This window comes from Shewanella sp. SR1, from assembly GCF_020447145.1.
Lineage (GTDB): Bacteria > Pseudomonadota > Gammaproteobacteria > Enterobacterales > Shewanellaceae > Shewanella > Shewanella baltica.
Genome location: NZ_JAJAEF010000003.1, coordinates 261,651 through 281,222 on the forward strand (window position 1 = coordinate 261,651; position 19,572 = coordinate 281,222).

At 44.6% G+C, this 19,572-nt stretch carries 16 protein-coding genes; 6 read left to right on the forward strand and 10 right to left on the reverse strand.

Translation table 11 applies throughout. From position 1 onward, the window contains the following. Positions 1-22 precede the first annotated feature (22 nt). From KV201_RS04555 to KV201_RS04570, 4 genes are all read right to left on the reverse strand, one after another. The gene (locus KV201_RS04555) at positions 23-298 is read right to left on the reverse strand and encodes a hypothetical protein (protein WP_006081699.1); all 276 of its coding nucleotides are present in this window, start codon (positions 296-298) and stop codon (positions 23-25) included. Then, positions 291-2,279: an ATP-dependent DNA helicase RecQ gene (locus tag KV201_RS04560; protein WP_226058647.1), complete on the reverse strand. Its 1,989-nt coding sequence runs from the start codon at positions 2,277-2,279 to the stop codon at positions 291-293. Before KV201_RS04560 ends, KV201_RS04555 begins: the two co-directional genes overlap by 8 nt. 336 nt (positions 2,280-2,615) lie before the next feature. After that, a complete protein-coding gene (locus KV201_RS04565; protein ID WP_006081701.1) occupies positions 2,616-2,954 on the reverse strand; it encodes a hypothetical protein in 339 nt (112 codons plus the stop codon). Between the two features lie 209 nt (positions 2,955-3,163). Next, positions 3,164-3,694 carry a hypothetical protein gene (locus tag KV201_RS04570; protein ID WP_226058648.1) on the reverse strand — a complete coding sequence of 177 codons (531 nt, stop codon included), beginning with the start codon at positions 3,692-3,694 and terminating at the stop codon, positions 3,164-3,166. 589 nt (positions 3,695-4,283) lie between these two features. Between KV201_RS04570 and KV201_RS04575 the strand changes: the two genes are divergently transcribed. Then, on the forward strand, positions 4,284-5,399 hold the full coding sequence (locus KV201_RS04575; RefSeq protein WP_226058649.1) for a tyrosine-type recombinase/integrase: 1,116 nt from the start codon (positions 4,284-4,286) through the stop codon (positions 5,397-5,399). A 405-nt stretch (positions 5,400-5,804) separates the two neighbouring features. Continuing rightward, positions 5,805-7,862, forward strand: coding sequence for a PhoX family phosphatase (locus tag KV201_RS04580; protein ID WP_226058650.1), 2,058 nt, complete (start codon positions 5,805-5,807; stop codon positions 7,860-7,862). Positions 7,863-8,025: 163 nt separating this feature from the next. On the opposite strand, the gene KV201_RS04585 is transcribed toward KV201_RS04580, so the two are convergent. Further along, on the reverse strand, positions 8,026-8,790 hold the full coding sequence (locus KV201_RS04585) for a tRNA-uridine aminocarboxypropyltransferase (RefSeq protein ID WP_226058651.1): 765 nt from the start codon (positions 8,788-8,790) through the stop codon (positions 8,026-8,028). A gap of 398 nt (positions 8,791-9,188) precedes the next feature. Here KV201_RS04585 and ampC point away from each other — a divergent pair, with 398 nt between their 5' ends. Then, positions 9,189-10,373, forward strand: coding sequence for a class C beta-lactamase (gene ampC / locus KV201_RS04590; protein ID WP_226058652.1), 1,185 nt, complete (start codon positions 9,189-9,191; stop codon positions 10,371-10,373). Positions 10,374-10,781: 408 nt separating this feature from the next. Beyond that, entirely contained in the window at positions 10,782-12,014 is a 1,233-nt protein-coding gene (emrD, locus tag KV201_RS04595; protein ID WP_226058653.1) for a multidrug efflux MFS transporter EmrD, read from the forward strand. Positions 12,015-12,128: 114 nt separating this feature from the next. Here emrD and pssA read toward each other — a convergent pair whose 3' ends face one another. Further along, positions 12,129-13,442, reverse strand: a complete 1,314-nt coding sequence (gene pssA / locus KV201_RS04600) for a CDP-diacylglycerol--serine O-phosphatidyltransferase (protein ID WP_226058654.1) — start codon at positions 13,440-13,442, stop codon at positions 12,129-12,131. A gap of 11 nt (positions 13,443-13,453) precedes the next feature. Continuing rightward, on the reverse strand, positions 13,454-13,786 hold the full coding sequence (locus KV201_RS04605; protein ID WP_226058655.1) for a DUF1904 domain-containing protein: 333 nt from the start codon (positions 13,784-13,786) through the stop codon (positions 13,454-13,456). 475 nt (positions 13,787-14,261) lie between these two features. On the opposite strand from KV201_RS04605, the gene KV201_RS04610 reads away from it, so the two are divergent. Together KV201_RS04610 and dacB are read left to right on the forward strand one after the other, a co-directional pair. Further along, positions 14,262-14,438, forward strand: coding sequence for a hypothetical protein (locus tag KV201_RS04610; protein ID WP_006086754.1), 177 nt, complete (start codon positions 14,262-14,264; stop codon positions 14,436-14,438). A 67-nt stretch (positions 14,439-14,505) separates the two neighbouring features. Continuing rightward, positions 14,506-16,014, forward strand: a complete 1,509-nt coding sequence (gene dacB / locus KV201_RS04615) for a D-alanyl-D-alanine carboxypeptidase/D-alanyl-D-alanine-endopeptidase (protein ID WP_226058656.1) — start codon at positions 14,506-14,508, stop codon at positions 16,012-16,014. A gap of 107 nt (positions 16,015-16,121) precedes the next feature. On the opposite strand, the gene KV201_RS04620 is transcribed toward dacB, so the two are convergent. From KV201_RS04620 to KV201_RS04630, 3 genes are all read right to left on the reverse strand, one after another. Further along, positions 16,122-17,879, reverse strand: a complete 1,758-nt coding sequence (locus tag KV201_RS04620; RefSeq protein ID WP_226058657.1) for an acyl-CoA dehydrogenase family protein — start codon at positions 17,877-17,879, stop codon at positions 16,122-16,124. Between the two features lie 221 nt (positions 17,880-18,100). Beyond that, a complete protein-coding gene (locus KV201_RS04625; protein WP_011846778.1) occupies positions 18,101-18,643 on the reverse strand; it encodes a DUF2058 domain-containing protein in 543 nt (180 codons plus the stop codon). Positions 18,644-18,713: 70 nt separating this feature from the next. Beyond that, positions 18,714-19,535, reverse strand: coding sequence for an SDR family oxidoreductase (locus tag KV201_RS04630; RefSeq protein ID WP_226058658.1), 822 nt, complete (start codon positions 19,533-19,535; stop codon positions 18,714-18,716). Between the last annotated feature and the right edge of the window lie 37 nt (positions 19,536-19,572).

The window sequence follows — 19,572 nt, forward strand, 5'->3', positions numbered from 1 at the left end:
GCAAAGACTCGAAGAACATTAACTAGAATCGTTTAATTCTAACGACCTGCATGATTTCTATCTCAAAACCCGCCACAGTTTCTGTCTCTGGGTAATAGATGACATTGATCTTTTGCCCTTGCAGATTACGATATTTTTTCACCCGTCTAAATTTAAACGGTACATCACAATCTTCAATCATAACAGTATGTTGTACCCACTCTGCCTTTTCCCTTTGCATATGGGAAACCACAGTCACACCTTCAGAGTGAACTAAATGTTCATGGGTGGCTAACATCTTTTTTACGGCCTTATTCATGTTCAACTCTTTTATCATCTAGTTGCGACAACAGTGACTCAACTTTCTGTTTAATTTCAGCATATCTCAATTTTTCACAGCGGCCGAAGCCACTTAACTTACGCACTTGAAAACGACTCACCAAAGGCACCGACATGCCTGCAAGGCAACGACAATAGGTATCGAGTGACAAAGCATCAATGCCTTTAGCCGTTAAATGATGTTTCAACTCACGCAAATCAGCCAATATCTGCTGATCTGTCGGCCAAGTTGGTTCCGTCGAATAGCGCAACTTAGCAATATTGCCGCGGCAAACACTGCAATGACCGCAGACCGCTGGCGTCTCATTATCATCAAAATAACGGGATAAATTGTGGCTTAAGCACGTCTCAAGTTCAAAAAAGCGGACTAACTGCGCGATTCGCGCAATTTCTTTCTGCTCTTTATCGATAAAATAATGGTATAGCTCATCGATGAGTTCGGGACGCGCTAATGCGGCAACATCCACCCGATACACATCAGTAATTCGTTTAGTTTCTAATTCAATCAACTGATGTTCAGCTAAATATTCCAGCGCGGCTAACACGCGGCTGCGCTCATGACCCGTCGCACTGTACAAGGCATCAAAATCTAACGCGCCCCATATTTTCTTCATCTGCGTATGATTAAAAATCTGTGTCAAAAACGCCTGCCGCTCGGGATTAAATCGGCTCAGAATAGCGTGTTTGTCGACCAAAAACTTGTAATTAACGTCAGCGTAGTAAGCGAATAACGGCTTAACCACACCTAAAATTTCTAGCTGCACAAGTAACGTTTTTAACGGTAACTGGCGAATATTACTCGCCGTCGACACGCCATTGAGCTGACATTCCCACTGACCGGAATCTTGTTCAAGTCGAATAGCCTCAATGACTTGTGCTATACCTTCTCGCTCTGGCGTATCGCCATACACAAAATTCTCAACGGTATTGAGCCCGTCAAGATTGGCCAAGGTGACACAATGGGATAACGCACCATCACGTCCAGCTCTGCCGATTTCTTGGCTGTAGTTTTCAATAGATTTAGGCAAATCGTAGTGGATCACAAAACGAATATTGCTCTTATCGATTCCCATGCCAAAAGCGATGGTTGCTACCACCACTTGCAGCTTATCCTGCATAAAATCATTTTGAATTTGTTGACGTTTTTCATCTTCAAACCCAGCATGATAGGCACTGGCGACGATACCTTGTTGGATCAAGAGTCGTGCGACCGTTTCGGCGGTTTGCTGCAAAGTTACATACACAATGCCGGCACCTGAGAAAGATGCAATCTGCTGTACCAGTAAGGCATTCTTCTCTTGCGTTGATACAGGCAGAACAGTCAAATCTAAATTGGGTCGATAAAATCCCGTTTGCACTATGTGTTCAGGCGCAATATCAAAGCGCTTGGCCATATCCAGTTTCACTTTACGTGTCGCTGTGGCCGTCAATAACAGTACCAATGGAATCTCAAGCTCACGCCGATAGTCGGGCAATTTAAGATAATCGGGCCGAAAATTATGGCCCCACTCTGAAATACAATGCGCCTCATCGACGACCAGCATGGACAGCGGAACCGATTGAATAAATTGCCGAAAACGTTCATTTTTGAAACGCTCCACCGACACCATCAAGATTTTCAGCTTGCCAGAGCGCGCATCTGCCATCACTTGCTGACTCTGCTCGGCGCTTAAGGTTGAATCTATGCTGGCCGCATGAATTCCCTTAGATTGTAAAAATTCCAGCTGATCTTTCATCAAGGCGAGTAAAGGCGAAATCACTAAACTCAAATGGGGTAACTGCAATGCTGTAAATTGATAACAAAGGGATTTACCAGAACCCGTCGGAAAAATCGCTAAACTCGACTTCCCCGCCAACAGTTGTGTTATCGTTTGCGCTTGGCCAGGCCGAAATTCAGAAAACCCGAAATCCTGCTGCAACAAACTAATGTATGGATTGGTTTCTGGAATGGGATTGAACATCAACCGTCCTTTACACTCATCCTTACCACCCAAAAAATTCGGGTATACCGCAAGAAAAAGATTCAGCATTAAGTGAGTCGACTAGTCTAGCAAATTTTGAGGTACTTTACGGAGTTAATTACCGACAACTGAGTTTCGGAGCTGAATTTATCGGTTGAAAACCATGATGCCGCAGATAAAGTGTGACAGTTAATCTATTGATTTTATAAGAAGTAATTGGCTATTCTTATAAAAACTTGAATGCGAAAATAAAAACGGCTTTAAAAAATGAGCGATGGATAATTTAAGCGCCGAGGCTAGAGCTTAGGTTAATCTCGGCAACATGCAGTATTCCGTTTAAGGTTTTCTCGCAAGGTATAAATTAATTAGCGAGGTGAGTTTATCCTGAAATCTTTCTTCAAAACTATCAATATCACGTCCGATAGAGACAAGATATTTAGTCGCTTGTTCGCGGGAAAGTAATTTATTGGCAACACTGTATTGCATCTCTTCCAAGGTTTTATCGTATCTTGGGATCAGCAACCAAGTGCCAACATCGACGTCGAAATGTTGCATCGCTTTCTGGGCCAAAGCACAAAAAGCCTCAATATGATCCACACCATCTGGTCCGAGACAGCCAGGCTCAATTCGGCACAGGACAGCAATTTTCCTATCATTTTCAATGCTTACACTCATTTCTGATGCCCCATGTTACCAAGTCTTAAACTTAAAAAATCCCTTTAAACTTAACAGCAATTTTACGTGTCTGCACAGATAAGTCACGGCTTACTTGCTCATTTAAGCGATTATTAACAAATCCATTTTAGGCGATATTGCGACGTCAAAATAAAGGTCTACAAAACTTAACTCTGCCCATTTTATTTCAGGACTAGATAAGCTCGAGATCATTCATCAAGCATATCGTCGACACTCATATTGTCATCTGGATGCAGCAAATGGTTTTGTAAGTTATCGGCATCATGCTCTGACAATAAGTTATCAATCGCCTGATCAAAACTGTCTAACTTTTGTGTCTCCATATAACGCTTTAATCTCTGAATAATATCCCTACTTACCTCTATATGAGATTTTTTCTGACGCTTTTTTATTTGAGATAGCTCTTTACGAACCATGCGCCAACCCAAATCAGTAAAATACTGATTGAGCATTTTGTTTACATTCTTAAGCTCGTTGTCGAGTCGCTGTGTCTTTTTACGTAATCGGACCAATTCATTTAATTGTGTCACCAACTCAGTATAGGAAACCGTTTGTGACTCAGCGTCACAAAACCAATCTGGCTTAGATGCCACAGCTTCAGGATTGATAAGGCGATAAATTAAGGGTAAGGCAAAAATTAATTCTGCTTCCTCAAGCAATAATAATTTTCTCCCTGCTGTCGGTTTGTCTTGTTGATATATCCAAGCTTGCGGTTCCATAAATACGTTTCTTTAGTTAAGCACGCGTTTAATGCGGATGAAATAAATGGGACCTCATGCTAGTACAAATCGATAAGTATTAATATATGGTTCAACCATTTTATTGGTTGTGAATCGATTCCTTATGCTTCATTTTGCCTTAGGCAGAAATAGCTCAACTCATAACAGGCTAAGAACCTGATAAGCGGTTGTCGTTATTAGCTTAAATTTCGTCCAACACACAACTCTAGTTTAGGGCATACCATTCATGTAAACCAATAAAATGGTTAAACCATTCTTTAAAATTGTGCATCTGTGGCTAACCAAGCTAGAAACCATCGCATATAGAAAGTACGAATTTCATACTATTATTGCCTTTATTTTTACATCCGCTTGATTAATCACCATTGTCAGAATAGGTTTATCTTGTCTGTTTTTTAAACTAAACAATCCAACTAAATGTTATTTCATGCACCCTCCTCTAATAAAAGAGGATTATTTAAAAAAATAAGCACTCTACCAGTGATAATGACGATTATCACTGGTAGATATAGCTATGATTTGCGTATAATTACGCCTTCTTAATTCGATATCAGGTGACTTCAACGGCATGTCTAAAATGATCCGGACAAATAGTAATGCTCAAAATAACGCCAATATATCGAATGAAAGAGCGACTGGCTCAGATCATCACCATAATAACCGTGCTGAACAGCCACGTTTTTTTGAAGAGTCTTTCCTACCACAATCTGTTCGAAGTGATTATTTAAGCGCCGCCGAAGAAACTGAATACGAAATTTCAGTGAACACTCGCCGTGTTTATAATACGAGCTTTAGTGTATTTAGCCGTTATTGTGCCGAGCACCAACTTCAGGCCCTGCCCGCAGATCCACGAAGCGTCATTTCATTTATTGGTCATCAAAAAGAATTGATCCAAGAAAGCACTGGCGTTCAACTTTCAAAGCAAACATTAACCACAAGGTTGGCAGCAATTCGCTACCATCATATTCAAGCGGGATTTCATTCGCCCACCGAACATCCACTGGTGATCAGAGTAATGCGCGGTTTGAGCAGAAATCAATCTCGCCATGTGAGTGACTATGATCAACAACCCATTATGTATGATGAAGTGGAAATGTTGATCCAAGCTATCGATGAACAAGTGCAGCCATTAACCCGAGCGCGGGACAAAGCGATTATTCAATTAGGATTACAAGGTGGGTTTCGTCGTTCTGAACTGGCAGATATAAAAGTTCAGTATGTCAGTTTTCTGCGTAACAAATTAAAAGTGCGCCTGCCCTATTCGAAGAGTAATCAGCAAGGCCAACGGGAATGGAAAGACCTGCCAGACCATGAACCCTTTGCAGCACTCGACGCCGTGAAAAATTGGTTATCGTTAGCCAATATTGAAGACGGACATTTATTTAGATCGCTTTCCCGTGATGGAAAAAATTTACGTCCGTATCAAATGAAAGACCGACATTGCGGATCTAGTTCATTACTGAATAAAAATAGTGGTTTCCTTACCGGCGATGATATTTATCGCATCATTAAAAAATATTGTACTAAAGCAGGACTGCCCGCCAAATTTTATGGTGCCCACAGTTTGCGCAGTGGCTGCGTAACACAACTGCATGAAAATAATAAAGATCACTTGTACATCATGGCCAGAACCGGACATACCGATCCGCGCTCACTTCGTCACTATTTAAAACCAAAAGACTGAAACTTAACGATCACAGGTCAAGCATTAACTTCTCGTTTTAGCCTGAATTTTAAACTGAGAAATAGACTTCACTTGATTCTTCTAAGAAGGAAAAGGATTTCATTCAAAGGACATTAATGTACAGAACTAATAAGTATTAATGGAAACACATTAGATAATTATATAAATTAACAATTTAAGTTATATTAAAAACATCAAATTAGAGCAATAAATCTAATTAATGTTATTTTAAGATTGATATCTTTCCAACCTAAAATACTTATCAGATCCAATTTAACATTCTTAAAACATATAAGCTTGGTTAGTATGTAAATTATTCCTGTAATATAAAATCAGCTTTATTGTCATATTGGTACTTTAGCCTTAGGCACGAAATTTAATTCATCGTACTAGCCGGAGTAAAATATGAGTAAGGCCACCTTTGATCCTACACTTTATAATAAAAGTAATAATGAACCCTTTAATCAAGTGTTGGATAAGCATTTATCTCGCCGTAATTTCGTAACAAGTGGCTTAGGCCTCAGCGCTATGACAGCTTTTGCCAGTGTTGGCTTAACCGCTTGTGGTTCAGACAATGAAGCTGTTCCTAAACCTGTCGATCCAGTCACACCAGTGCCACCGACTAAAAGTAGTGCCAAGCTTAACTTTACATCGGTTGCGGGTTCTCGCTTAGATGCGGTTGTCGTGCCAGAAGGTTACACAGCGCAGGTGTTAGCACCTTGGGGCACGCCATTAAACGCAAAAGCGGCGCCATGGAAAAACGATGGTAGTAACACGGCCGATGACCAAGCCAACTCAGTGGGCATGCACCACGATGGTATGCATTTCTTCCCATTAAATGATGCGGGTGATGACGGTCTACTCTGCATTAACCACGAATACATTGACGAAGATGCTTTGCATCCTACGGGCCAGACATTTGACCCCACTTCTGGTCTTCGCACTGTGATTGATGAAGTGCGCAAAGAAATTAACGCCCATGGTGTGTCGGTTGTACGTATAAAACTGATGAATAATCAATGGGAAGTCGTCAGTAATGATGGTCATAACCGTCGATTTACTGGCGCGACTGTGATGGATATCAGCGGTCCTCTGGCCTACTCTTCGCTACTCGAAACACGCTATTCTCCCGATGGCAGCCAAGCACGCGGCACCTTAAATAACTGTGGTAATGGCTACACGCCTTGGGGCACTTACCTGACATGTGAAGAAAATTGGCCAGGCTATTTTGCCAATCGTGGCAGCTTAACCGCCGATCAGAGTCGCATCGGGATCAGTAAAACCAGCACACGTTATGGCTGGGACAATCTTGCGGGTCATGATGAAGAACGTCTCGATGAATTTGCCCGTTTCGATGTCACGCCATCGGGCGCAAGTGCTCAGGATGACTACCGTAACGAAGCAAACGGCCACGGTTATATTGTGGAAATCGACCCGTACAACGCCACCTCTCGCGCGGTAAAACGTACAGCACTTGGTCGTTTCCGCCATGAAGGTTGTACCTTTGGTAAATTGACCGAAGGCAAGCCCGTGGTGTTCTATTCTGGCCACGATTCTCAATTCGAATACCTCTATAAATTTGTCTCAGCTGCGGCCTGGGATGCAAAGGATGCTGACAGCAGCAACCGCCTGCAAACAGGCGATAAGTACATGAATGAAGGCACTTTATATGCGGCTAGATTCAATGAAAATGGTGGCGGTATTTGGTTGCCTTTAACGTTAGATAGCCAAACCACAGACGGCAAAACCTTAAGCGATAGCTTCGCAACTTTGGCCGACATTATTTTAAACACAGCGGGCGCAGCGGACCTAGTCGGCGCGACACCTATGGACCGACCTGAATGGTGCGCGGTCGATCCATTCACAGGTTCTGCTTATTTGACCCTGACCAACAACTCGAAACGTACCGAAGCGAATCCTGCCAACCCAAGATTGAAAAACTACTTCGGCCATATTATTCGTTGGGATGAAGGCGACAAAGCGACTGAATTTACATGGGATATTTTTGTTTTTGGATCACCCAGCGATGGCAATGCTGAGACCAACTTGTCAGGCTTAACCGATCTCAATCAATTCGCCAGCCCTGATGGGTTAGCCTTTGATAAACGCGGTATCTTGTGGGTTCAAACCGACAATGGCGCAAAGGAAGTTGCCGAAGAAACCAACGATCAAATGCTCGCGATCGTGCCTTCAACACTGGTGGATGGCCAAGAGAAACAAGTAGGCGTAACGGCCGATAATCAAATGGAGTTAAAGCGTTTCTTCGTCGGTCCCAACGACTGTGAAGTGACAGGTTTTGCCATTAGCCCAGATTACACTTCGGTATTTGCTAACATTCAGCACCCAGGTAACTGGCCTTATTCGTCTAATGCCGCTGAACAAACACCAGCCGGAATCACATTACGGCCTCGCGCCGCCACTGTGGTTATTCGAAAATCAGATGGTAAAGAAATTGCAGTTTAAGACGTTATTTAAGGAATATATTTGCTTTGGTTAAAGCGCAAATAAAGCTTTCTTGCCAGAGCAAACTTTAGCCTATATAAAACTCCCCTCAAGTGAGGGGAGTTTTTATTTAAGATAGTCACTAACTTAAATTTTTATATTACACATTCATTTCGAAGATTAATTAACGCTTGCCGCTATAGGCTTGTTCGAAGGCAAGTTCAAAGGCATCGGTAAAATCTGTGATTGGCAGAAGATCTTCACGGCAACGACGATTACGACCCAGTAATGATGATTCGACAAACAAATCAAACCACGTACTTAAGACTTTGCCATTAGCCGCTTCGCCTATCGCCCCTAATGCTAAGGATGCCACCTCGGCGGTGCCAAGTTGAAAGTCATGGCTGCCTTTACGTAATGCATAGGTTGCCAGCGTGTCGGGATCGAAGGAAAGCAGTGGCAAGGAATGCAAGTAAGGACTCTTACGGAACATTTTAATCGCTTCACGCCAACTGCCATCGAGCATGATCAGTAGCGGCCGTTTACCTTCGACTAATGTCGACATAGGCACTTGGTTCAGTATTGTTTGTCCTTGCTCCGCATATTGGGCTGGAAACACTAAATAAGGTTGATATTGCGGCGAATCAAGCAAGGCAAGTAATGCTGCTTCGGGTTCTGTGCGCGACCAAATATAGGCGTGCGTATCTGGGATAAGATCCGCAATCAAGCGCCCGCTGTTAGTTGGTTTTAGCACTTCATCATTGTACATGATCAGCAGGAAACTGGCTTGAGTTTGTAACTGACGGCGCAGCGCACAGGTACAGAACTGCTCACCTAATAGGCATAATGGACAGCGGATCAGTTTTTTACCACGGGCACCAAAGGGCTTAGTCGAAATAGACTTACGGTACTGATATAAATGGTGCACTGCATGTGGGGCTAAAGCCATAAAAACCAATTCTCTTTCAAACTTATTAGGGATTGCAACTAAGTTATTCAGCACTTTCCTCTCGCGGTGGCGCAGTTTATCCCTTGGCCGTAAATGGCGCAATCTGTGCAATGCATTATCGCGATAAAAGGCATAAGTGTCGGTGTTTGATTGTATAAGCTGCTGACTCACCTTTGCATTATGATTAAGGAAATCTCTTAGAATAGCGCAACAACTGTAATGCTGAAGTCCATGTCATCACGCAGTATTTAACACTCGATTAGCGAGGTTAACCTTTCAGTTACTTGCAGAGGGGGTATTGACGCTAAATATCAGTAAGAACTTAACTTAATGGGAAATTACCGTAATATCGTGTGCAATCTCTACTCTATAAATGCAATTTCGATAAAAGGTCAATTATGCAACGACATCCCCTGCTCGCTACCATGCCGTTATTAAGCGGTGTGCTGCTCACTGCAACGTTTTTTTCTAATGTCACGACGGCCAAAACGCTTAATACCAAAGACATCCAGTCACTTGTAGATTCTGCAGTCAAACCACTGATGGCCGAGTATGGCATTCCCGGTGCGGTGATTGGCATCACCATTGATGGTAAACAGTATTTTTACCAATATGGGGTCAGTTCTAAAACCACAGGGCAAAGTGTGACAGAACATACCCTGTTCGAGATTGGCTCTATCAGTAAAACCTTTACCGCGACACTGGCGAACTATGCACAAATCGAAGGCAAATTATCACTCACGGATATGACCAGTGATTATGTTCCTGCATTAAAAGGCAGCCATTTTGACAAGATTAGTCTCATCAATCTAGCGACTCACACTGCGGGAGATCTGCCGATGCAAGTGCCCGACAAGGTAACTAATAACGCAGAATTAATGGACTATCTTAAGCATTGGCAACCGTCATTTGCCCCAGGGACGCACAGGAATTACGCCAATCCAAGCATTGGGCTGCTCGGCATGATTGCCGCACAGAGTTTAAATAAAACGTTTCAACAAGCACTTGAGCAAACACTATTTCCACAATTGGGTATGACTAGCAGCTATATCCAGGTTCCGAGCAGCAAAATGGCTGATTATGCCCAAGGCTACAATAAGCAAGACATGCCAGTGCGGGTCAATCCCGGTGTATTAGCCGATGAAGCCTATGGCGTTAAAACCACAGCCACAGATCTGCTGCATTTTGTGGAGGCCAATATGCAAATGCACCCGCTAGCTAAGCCACTGCAAACGGCACTCGATGAGACCCACACGGGATACTTTGATGTGGGCATGATGACCCAAGATATGATTTGGGAACATTACTCCTATCCTATTGATCTTGATAAAATACTTATGGGTCATACTCAGGAAGTGGTGTTTGGCAGTACGCCAGTTAAACCTATAGTGCCGCCCCTCGCGCCGCAGCAAAATGTGTGGATTAATAAAACCGGCTCAACCGGCGGTTTTGCCGCTTATGCAGCATTTATTCCTGCGCAAAAGCTTGGCATAGTATTGTTAAGCAATAAAAATTATCCCGTTCCGCCAAGGGTGACTGTGGGGTATCAGATTTTAACGGGCATAGAAAAACTACAAAAATAGCATCTTGCTAGTCGCGACTATTAAGGGAGATAGGCAGATTTGCTATCTCCTTTCTTATTTGTTCCTATGCATATTTTTAGCGTGATTTTTTTAGGGTGGCTTGTATTAGGCACCTTATCCACTTGCTTACCTCCAATCTCTTAATAGCCACTATTTTTAAGCAAACTCCCATGTAAGAAAATAGGCAGTGCAGGGTTAATCTGAGTATTAATCCATTTGCAATTATTCGACCTAGTTAACAGACAAATAACCCTACGTAAGTTTAGCTTTACAGCTAAAAATGAAGAGAAAAACTTATGCGTCGCATTAAAAAATATTTCATCAAATCAATATGATTGACACTTGAAGTTACGCTTTTAGGGAGTAAGATGCGCGCAAATACCTTAAGTGACCTTTTTCGGAAATATCATGTCAGGCACGCCACACTCTCCTATTCATCACGATGTCGCTCCAGCGGCGAGTCAGTCTAGTTTACTGTTAATGATTGTCTTTATGGTCGCCTGTGGCCAAATGGCGCAAACGATTTTTGTGCCTGCCCTTCCGCAAATTGCACTCGGGCTCCATGTGGACGCCAGTCAGCTACAAGCAGTGATGGCCTGTTACTTACTCTCCTATGGGATGTTTCAATTTGTATATGGCCCAGTGTCAGATCGCATTGGCCGCAAAATGCCACTCGTCGTGGGTATCGCAATTTTTATTATAGGTGCAGTGTTTGCGGCTCAGGCCACAAGCTTTAACCAACTGATTATGGCGAGCCTTATCCAAGGATTAGGCACAGCCAGCGCGGGCGCTTTATGCCGGAGCATTCCCCGCGATCATTACTTTGGCGACCGACTGGTTAAATTTAATAGTTATGTTTCTATGGCCGTAGTGTTTTTACCTTTACTGGCACCATTTATCGGTAGCGCCAGTGCGGCCTACTTCGGCTGGCAAGCCGTGTACTGGGTGTTAGCAGGATTCGGTGCCGTGGTCTGGCTGTTATTGATATTCGCCTTTAAAGAGTCATTACCTAAGGCGCAGCGGGAACATCAAGCCGTTATCGCATCCTATCGTCATGTCCTGCGCCATAGAGCATTTCGAGCTTACTTGTTTTCATTGATCGCAACCTTTGCGGGTATTGCGGCGTTTGAAGCCATTGCTGGCGTACTCTATGGCCAATATCTTGGACTGACGCCTTTCATGGTCAGTTGTTATTTTGTGGCGCCGATTCCAGGCTATTTATTGGGCGCGCTGATTGCAGGTCGACAAAACAAGCCGCAAAGAGTTATCTATCAAGGTGTTGCACTGCTCGGCGCTGGCGCCTTATTCATGTTGATCCCGGGGCTTTTCAATTTAGTCGTCGGTTGGAGTTTACTGGTTGGATCGATTTTATTCTTCAGTGGCGCCGGTATGCTGTTCCCAACCCTGACCTCGGCGGCTTTAGAGCCATTTCCACGTCAAGCAGGAATTGCGGGGGCATTACTGGGAGGATTACAAAATTTTGGTGCCGGACTTGCCGCATTGACTATGTCTTTAGTGCCTATGGGCGGCCAGTTGAGCATAGGTTTATTAAGCGCTGTCATGGTGGTGTTAGTGATTCTGTCTTTGTATTACGCCAGAGATCAAAATGACACTCACCACAATTTGATGCCACAGCTTTGATCGAATGCTATTGTCGTAATTAGAAAAAAGCCCACGACTAGGTGGGCTTTGTAATTGCTAACAAACTGCACTTAAATCGAAATAATGGCAAGTTCGTTGCGTTACAAACCAGCGTTACAGAATACGGCGCAGTAAGAAATCGGCTTTAAGGCGACGAATTCGGGTCATGATCTTCTTCACTGGCGCAGGATAACTCTGCAAGGTATCCACTTGACTATAGTGATATAACCGCTGTGTGTGCTCAAGAATATGCGCCTGCTCGGCTTCAAACTGAGCTTTCCAGCAACCAATTTCATCTTGGATCAACAAACCATTCTCAAGATCCAGCGCCCAAGCTCTTGGATTCAAATTCGAACCTGTAATCAAATGCTTATTGCCGTCAGCACTGATGCCCTTAAGGTGATAACTGTTGATGCCGTGTTTCCACAGATGGATATTCAGCTGACCATTATCAATCGCCCACTGTTGGCGTTTAGCAAACTTACGCAATGATTGCTCATACATATAGGGCAAAGCACCAATGGTGGAGAAATCCTGCTCAGGCGGAATATAAAAATCGTTAGCCGTCTTATCGCCCACCACGATGTCGATGCGTTTGCCATTGCGTAAATGCTTAGCTAAAGCACGCACCAAAATATACGGCGGATTAAAATAGGGCGTGCAGATAAACAGCGAGTCCTTTGACTCTTCCACCAAGGCGACAACCACTTTATTGAGTAAGTTTTTCTTGCGCCCTAGCCCAAGTAACGGCGTGATGCGGTTGCCATCACGGGTTTCCTTAAACTGGTACTCAGCGTCAGACAATCTCAGCTTAAAGCTGCGCATGTCCGTCTTAGGCGGCAGTACTTCTTGTTCAGCGTCTTGGGTTAACGAACACACTGCAGGATCAGCAATGATATTTTTCTGGATCATTGCACGCATACTGCGGGCTAATTCGGCCGACTCAATCAAGTGATAACGGTCGAAACGATACTTATCATTTTGTTGTAAATAGATATTATTGAGACTGGCACCGCTATAGATCACCGCATCATCGATAATAAAGCCCTTAAGATGCAGTACGCCCATAAATTCACGGGACTTAACGGGGACACCTAAGATATCGATGGGATGTTCGGCTTCAGCCATCACTCTGCGGTACATCAAATAGTTACCGCTATCGCCTTTATGGCCAATCAAGCCGCGTCTTGCGCGGTGAAAGTCCACTAATACTTTGACATCAAGCGCTGGATTTGCCGCTTTGGCATTCATCAACGCTTGTAATACTTCACGGCCAGCTTCGTCATCTTCTAAATACAGCGCCGCAATATAAATACTGTGCTTGGCGCTCGCGATACGAGCGAGTAATTCTGCCTTGAAACGGCATGGCGTGAGCAACCACGTTAAAGCCTCGGGTTGAACGGCTATTCCACCAAGCTTATCTAGCAAGGCATCCTCCTTTAATCATGCTGACCACCCCGATAGGTAGCACTGGGGTTCAATGATAAAAACATCACAGCAATATGTGTTAACTCTGGATAGGCCTCTGTCACTGCCTGCCTGATCGTTTGTTCTACTTTAAGATGGATATCAGGGTCCTTAGGGAACCAGAGTAACTCAACTTGGACGAAGCGTTGATCAATTTTTCCATTTCGAAAACTGATGCTTGGGATCCAATCTAACGTGAAACTCTCTGCATTACCTTTACATATATCCGCCAATGACTGCAGTAATGTTTGGCTGAACGCTGCAACGACCGCTTGTGGTAAGCCGCGCATACTAATATGTGGCATGGTTTAGTTGTTACCTAAGAACCTAAAATCGTAAGGGGTAGAAATTACCGACTTCACCTCGTCTCGGCAAGACTTTTCTCCCAAAAGCCTCCTGAAACCTCGCGGTTTTGCTGGTAATTTGACCTCACTCGATGTAATCCTACCGTAGCGCCACTATTTAGCTAAAAATCACATCTTTTAGGCTAGGATTACAACCACATTTAAGGGCTGTTTTTTCGGCACACATATCATGTTAAGGGCAATGTAAAAGTGTGAATATTAACGGTTCGATATTAATCGGACAGTCCCTGGATTAAGTGATGTTTAACGTGACAAGCCCATACAAACCATCGCAGGTTTTACTGAAGATCAGCTAAAATGTCGGCCAAATCACAAAATAATCTTCAAACCTATTTCGTTTACCCCGAACCCAGTGATTTAGCGTAAACTAAAACGCCTATTTGCGATTAAACCAACACGATAAAAGACGAAGACCATGAACAAAAAAATTTTGCTGACGTTAGCGCTGACACTGCTGTTTGCTTGGGGTATTTTCCATTTTAAAGCTCAGTTGGGATTACTGATCCTGCCACTGTTTATCGGACTGGTATTGTTTGTTACCCTACGTTTATATCGCTTGATGGAAAAGGATGACGGCAGCAGTGAGGATTAGCCCCACATTGCATCGAACTTAACCTGCAGGCCCATGATGTTCTTAATAAAAATGGTCAATAGCTAACATGGAAACGTTACTGAAAACCACTCTGTATGCCAGCCTACTCTTAGCGGCGAGCCACACTATCGCCCGCGCTGATCAAATCGACGCAGGAGCGATAGAGACCCGAACCACTTCGCTTAGCCAAGCGGTCGGCAAAATCAGCCCTCGTCATTCGCAAATTGCACTGCTGGCAATGGACATGTCTAACAATCAAGTGATCTTTAGCCAACAGGCCGAGACGCTGTTTATTCCCGCCAGCACGCAAAAATTACTCACCGCTGTGAGTGCCATGACTCAGCTTGGGCCTGATTTTCGTTATGTCACTGAATTATGGACGGACGCACCAATACGCAAGGGCCATATCGCCGGCAGCGCTTATCTGCGTTTTAGTGGCGATCCGACGTTCACTCAAGCCGATCTCAAGGCCATTTTTGCCAGTCTCGTGAAACAAGGCATTAATCGCATTGATGGACATCTGTATTTGCTCGGCGATAAACAAGAGCAAATGCAAGCCCCTGGTTGGGTTTGGGATGACTTAGGCATTTGTTTTGCCGCGCCTGTGTCGAGTTACATTATCAATCAGAACTGCGTCTATGGTCAGTTCAACCCCAGCACGGCCAACAAACCTTCACAGGTGAGCCTGCGCACGGGGAGTTATGGGGTAAAAGTCAGCAGCGATGCGGTATTTGATCCCAAGGCGAGTCGTGAATTTTGCCAGCTCGATTTGGTGCGACTAGGCCAAAACAACTATCATCTGCGTGGTTGTTATCCGGGCGGTGAAGCGATTGGGCTGGCGATTGCGGTCAGCGATCCGTTCAAATTTGCCCAAGATAACCTCACCTCGCTGCTCAAAGGTGAGATGTCACTGGCGGGTAAAGTTAAGCTCGGCACTAGCTTGCCCAAAAAGGCAAAACTGATTGCCAGCCATAGCTCGGCGCCTCTGCCTGAATTGCTCGATACTATGCTGCTCAAGTCGGATAATTTGATTGCTGATAGCCTGTTTAAACAACTTGGCAAAAGTTATTTCAACACCCAAGGTAGCTTTACCAATGGTGCGGCAGCCATGCTGCGGATTTTAACGGCGTTAGGCGTCGATCTGAGTAACGCTAACATTGTCGATGGTTCAGGGCTGTCACGCTATAACTTGCTCAATGCCCAGCAGTTAGCGGCGGTGTTGGCACTCATCCATAAGGACAGTCGCTTTAGCTCGTTAATGACCAGTCTGCCGCAAGCAGGAATAAGCGGCACCTTAAGGTATCGCATGGGTTACAACAAGCCGCCGCTGAAACAGCAAATTTTTGCTAAAACAGGCTCGATGCAAGGCGTGTCTAACTTAGCGGGGTTTATCCGTTTGCCTGAGCACAGTGACACCCTGTTTGTGGTGCTTGAGAATGGCATGAGTCCCGAGCTTAAACATCAGCATAAACCATCGTTTAATGCCGAGTTTCTCAAGCAATTGGTTTCAGTGCTGCAAGTGCCATCCCCCACCACAGCAGCGCTTAGTACCGCAGCTCACTCGGTCCAAGATTAAATACTGCCAAGTAGAAATAGCATGATATAAAACAAAAAAGCACTGAGTCATCAGTGCTTTTCTCGTTTTTATTTCGTTTTTATTGAAACAAATCTATCAAAGCCTTGTTAAAACAACTCTGCAGGCATCGCCATCGTGGTCGCATCACCGGCTCTGACTTGAGCGATATGGTAATCCGCTTTAGGCAGTAACTTATCAAAATAGAACTTAGCTAAATAGGCTTTCTGCTCGGCGAACGCTTTATCTTCATGATCAGCGACTTTATCGACCATAGCCAACCAGTAGAAACCATACAGGGTGTAACCAAAGGCATCTAAGAAGTCGACCGCGCAAGCATTGATAAGCGCAGGTTGAGCGACTTTGTGCTCATTAATCGACTCAGCGACTATGACTAATGCATCTAAACGTGCGCATACTGCGGCCACCTTCACCGCATCAACGTGAGTAAATGCGCGCATTTGTGCTTTCAAGTCAGCGACAAATTCGTTTAATGCGGCAAGATTATCGCCCGTGACTTTACGGCCAAGGAAATCGATGGCTTGAATGCCATTAGTGCCTTCATAAATCTGTGCGATACGAGTATCACGAACTAATTGCTCAATACCCGTTTCACGAATATAACCATGTCCACCAAAAACTTGCTGCGCCATGATCGTCGCATCAAGACCGCGATCGGTTAAAAAGGCTTTAGCGACTGGCGTTAATAACCCCACATAACGCGCTGCTTTGGCTTTATCTTCATCTTGAGCATATTTGGCCAAATCTAGCTGTTGCCCAGTAAACACAGACAAAGCACGGCCCGCTTCTGTCATCGCTCGAATGGTCAACAACATACGGCGCACATCGCCGTGGACGATAATAGGATCTGATTCACTGCCCGTCGGCGAGCCGCCAGCGGCTACGCCTTGATTACGCTCTTTAGCATAATCGGCTGCCATCTGATACGCCGCCTGAGCACTGCCCAGACCTTGAATACCAATCGCTAAACGCTCGTAGTTCATCATAGTAAACATGCACACGAGACCGCGATTGGCTTCACCAATCAAGAAACCTTGAGCATTATCAAAGTTCATCACACACGTTGCAGAACCTTTAAGGCCCATCTTGTGCTCGATAGAACCCACAGATACACCATTCGCATTCGCTAAGCTGCCATCGGTATTTACCGATATTTTAGGCACAAGGAACAGTGAAATCCCTTTGCTATCCGGTAGCTTGGCAAGCACTAAGTGAATGACGTTTTCAGTTAAATCGTGATCGCCACCCGTGATAAAAATCTTGCTGCCCGTGATGGCATAACTACCATCATCCTGCGGTAAAGCTCGAGTGCGAATATTACGCAGATCAGAACCCGCTTGTGGCTCTGTCATATCCATAGCACCCGCCCATTCGCCGGAATATAACTTAGGCAAATAAGCTTGTTTTAATGCTTCGCTGCCGTGGGCATTGATACATAAAGCCGCCCCCGCAGTTAACGAGCCATAAAGCGTAAACGCATTACAGGCACTGTAAGCCATTTCGTCGACTAAGATCCCCAGCATCTTTGGCATGCCCATGCCACCAAATTCAGGATCGCCACACAAGCCAATCCAACCGCCCAGCGAATACTGTTCATAAACGGCTTTGTAGCCATCAGGGGTAATCACTTGATTATCTTGATGTAACACGCCCTGCTCATCGCCCGTCCGGTTCAGCGGATGGATCAACTCACTGCTGATCTTGGCTGCTTCTTCAAGAATGGCATTGGCCGTGTCGATATCGACCATTTCAGCAATCTCAGGCAATTGTGCCCAAGTGTTTGGGGCATCAAATACCTGTTCCAGTAGGAAACGCATATCCGTTAACGGGGCTTGATAAGGGTTCATTGGTAGACTCTTAAACGTAGGATTAAAACAGTTGTTTTAATTTATACCAGTTCACTGTAGAAAACAATCTCATTACAAATACAGCCGCGAATAATATGGAGGTACGTGAGCAAAGTATAAATTCAACCCATAAAAAAACCCTTAAGCTTGAACTTAAGGGTCTCTATTTTATAAGCTTTACCACAGGATTGTCGCAGCGTTAGCTCACAAGCTTGTGCTTATTACCACATTAAATCATCTGGGATCGCATAATCCGCATAGGGATCATCTTCAACCACCACAGCTTTAGATTCATCCTGTTGCCACAGATAACCACACCACTGCGGCACCAGCAGTTTCACTCGCTCGGCTAACTTATGTGGTACTAAGTAACTCTTATCTTCATAGCGCACTATGCCTAACTGCCCTTTGAGCAATTCTGCCTGCAGTTTTTCATCTATGTATAAAGAATAGATTTTATTATCAAGGGTATAGTTAAATTTCACTTCAGCATAAGTTGGGATCTTAATCGCAGACTTAGTGAACTCAGTGATTAAACCGCGCACTTGTCCACGCTCTGATGCCTCTGCAAAACGTTGCTCGTTCAGCGCTTTATCTTTTAGCGCCTGCAGACGTTTTTGCTCGGCCACTTCTTGCTTAAAAGCACTGGAACCATCATCTATTCGTGATTTTTTATCACGGCGTTTTTGGGTCTTAACGTCGCGAACCTTTTGTTTACTGGCAAGCCCTGCTTTGAGTAGCTGCTCTTGTAATGCATTAGCCATGGATCATTACCTACTTAATCTATATAAAATCAAAGTTCTCGATTTTGAATATCAAACATCTAAAACCAAACTACATTTTTGCGGCCAGTTCGCCAAGCTCTGTCATCGCAATACTGGCGCCGCCAAGTGACCAACCGCCATCAACCGGCAGCACAACTCCCGTAATATAGGACGCCAAATCGGAGCCTAAGAATAACGCAGCATTAGCAATATCCTGACCTGCGCCATTACGTTTTAGCGGAACGGATTGGGCAACCTTCTGCTGTAATGCGGCGCTGGGTGCTAGGCGATTAAAGCCTTCAGTGTTAGCTATGGGGCCTGGCATAATCGAATTAATTCTCAGCCCCTCACAGCCCCACTCTAAGGCTAAGGTTCGCGTCAGCATATCCACGCCCGCTTTAGCGGCACACACATGTACTTGCATGGGCATAGCAATCGAAGCCTGCGGCGCCGAAATCTGGATAATATTGCCACTGGGGCGACGTAGCAAAGGATAAGCCTGCTTTAGCACTTGAAAACTGCCGAGCAAATCAATGTCCATCACCGACTTAAAACCATTAGCCGAAAGCTTCGCGGCGCTGGCAGGGAAATTACCCGCCGCGCCGCTAACTAGCACATCGATAAAACCAAACTCAGAAGCAATTTTATCAAAACCGACTTCAAGGGCGCTAAGATCGCGCACATCAAAACTCACACCTAAATGAATACCGTCAGGATTGGCCTGTTGCAGCTGCAATACCGCGGCATCAACTTTATCTTGGCTTCGACTCGCGACTGCGACATTGGCGCCAGCCTGTGCGAACGCCACTGCAATGGCTAGATTTATCCCACTGGTACCACCAACAACGACAACATTCTTACCTTGATAGTTAAACATCGTAGCATTAAACATGGGCGTTCTCCGTGAACTGTGAGATATGCACTCAGGG

Coding starts and splice junctions, on each gene's coding strand:
- KV201_RS04565 (WP_006081701.1), bottom strand. CDS start 2,954: ATGAGTGTAAGCATTGAAAATGATAGGAAAATTGCTGTCCTGTGCCGA.
- KV201_RS04575 (WP_226058649.1), top strand. CDS start 4,284: ATGTCTAAAATGATCCGGACAAATAGTAATGCTCAAAATAACGCCAAT.
- dacB (WP_226058656.1), top strand. CDS start 14,506: ATGGAAACGTTACTGAAAACCACTCTGTATGCCAGCCTACTCTTAGCG.
- KV201_RS04625 (WP_011846778.1), bottom strand. CDS start 18,643: ATGGCTAATGCATTACAAGAGCAGCTACTCAAAGCAGGGCTTGCCAGT.
- KV201_RS04620 (WP_226058657.1), bottom strand. CDS start 17,879: ATGAACCCTTATCAAGCCCCGTTAACGGATATGCGTTTCCTACTGGAA.
- emrD (WP_226058653.1), top strand. CDS start 10,782: ATGTCAGGCACGCCACACTCTCCTATTCATCACGATGTCGCTCCAGCG.
- KV201_RS04585 (WP_226058651.1), bottom strand. CDS start 8,790: ATGGCTTTAGCCCCACATGCAGTGCACCATTTATATCAGTACCGTAAG.
- KV201_RS04570 (WP_226058648.1), bottom strand. CDS start 3,694: ATGGAACCGCAAGCTTGGATATATCAACAAGACAAACCGACAGCAGGG.
- KV201_RS04555 (WP_006081699.1), bottom strand. CDS start 298: ATGAATAAGGCCGTAAAAAAGATGTTAGCCACCCATGAACATTTAGTT.
- KV201_RS04630 (WP_226058658.1), bottom strand. CDS start 19,535: ATGTTTAATGCTACGATGTTTAACTATCAAGGTAAGAATGTTGTCGTT.
- KV201_RS04580 (WP_226058650.1), top strand. CDS start 5,805: ATGAGTAAGGCCACCTTTGATCCTACACTTTATAATAAAAGTAATAAT.
- ampC (WP_226058652.1), top strand. CDS start 9,189: ATGCAACGACATCCCCTGCTCGCTACCATGCCGTTATTAAGCGGTGTG.
- KV201_RS04560 (WP_226058647.1), bottom strand. CDS start 2,279: ATGTTCAATCCCATTCCAGAAACCAATCCATACATTAGTTTGTTGCAG.
- KV201_RS04610 (WP_006086754.1), top strand. CDS start 14,262: ATGAACAAAAAAATTTTGCTGACGTTAGCGCTGACACTGCTGTTTGCT.
- KV201_RS04605 (WP_226058655.1), bottom strand. CDS start 13,786: ATGCCACATATTAGTATGCGCGGCTTACCACAAGCGGTCGTTGCAGCG.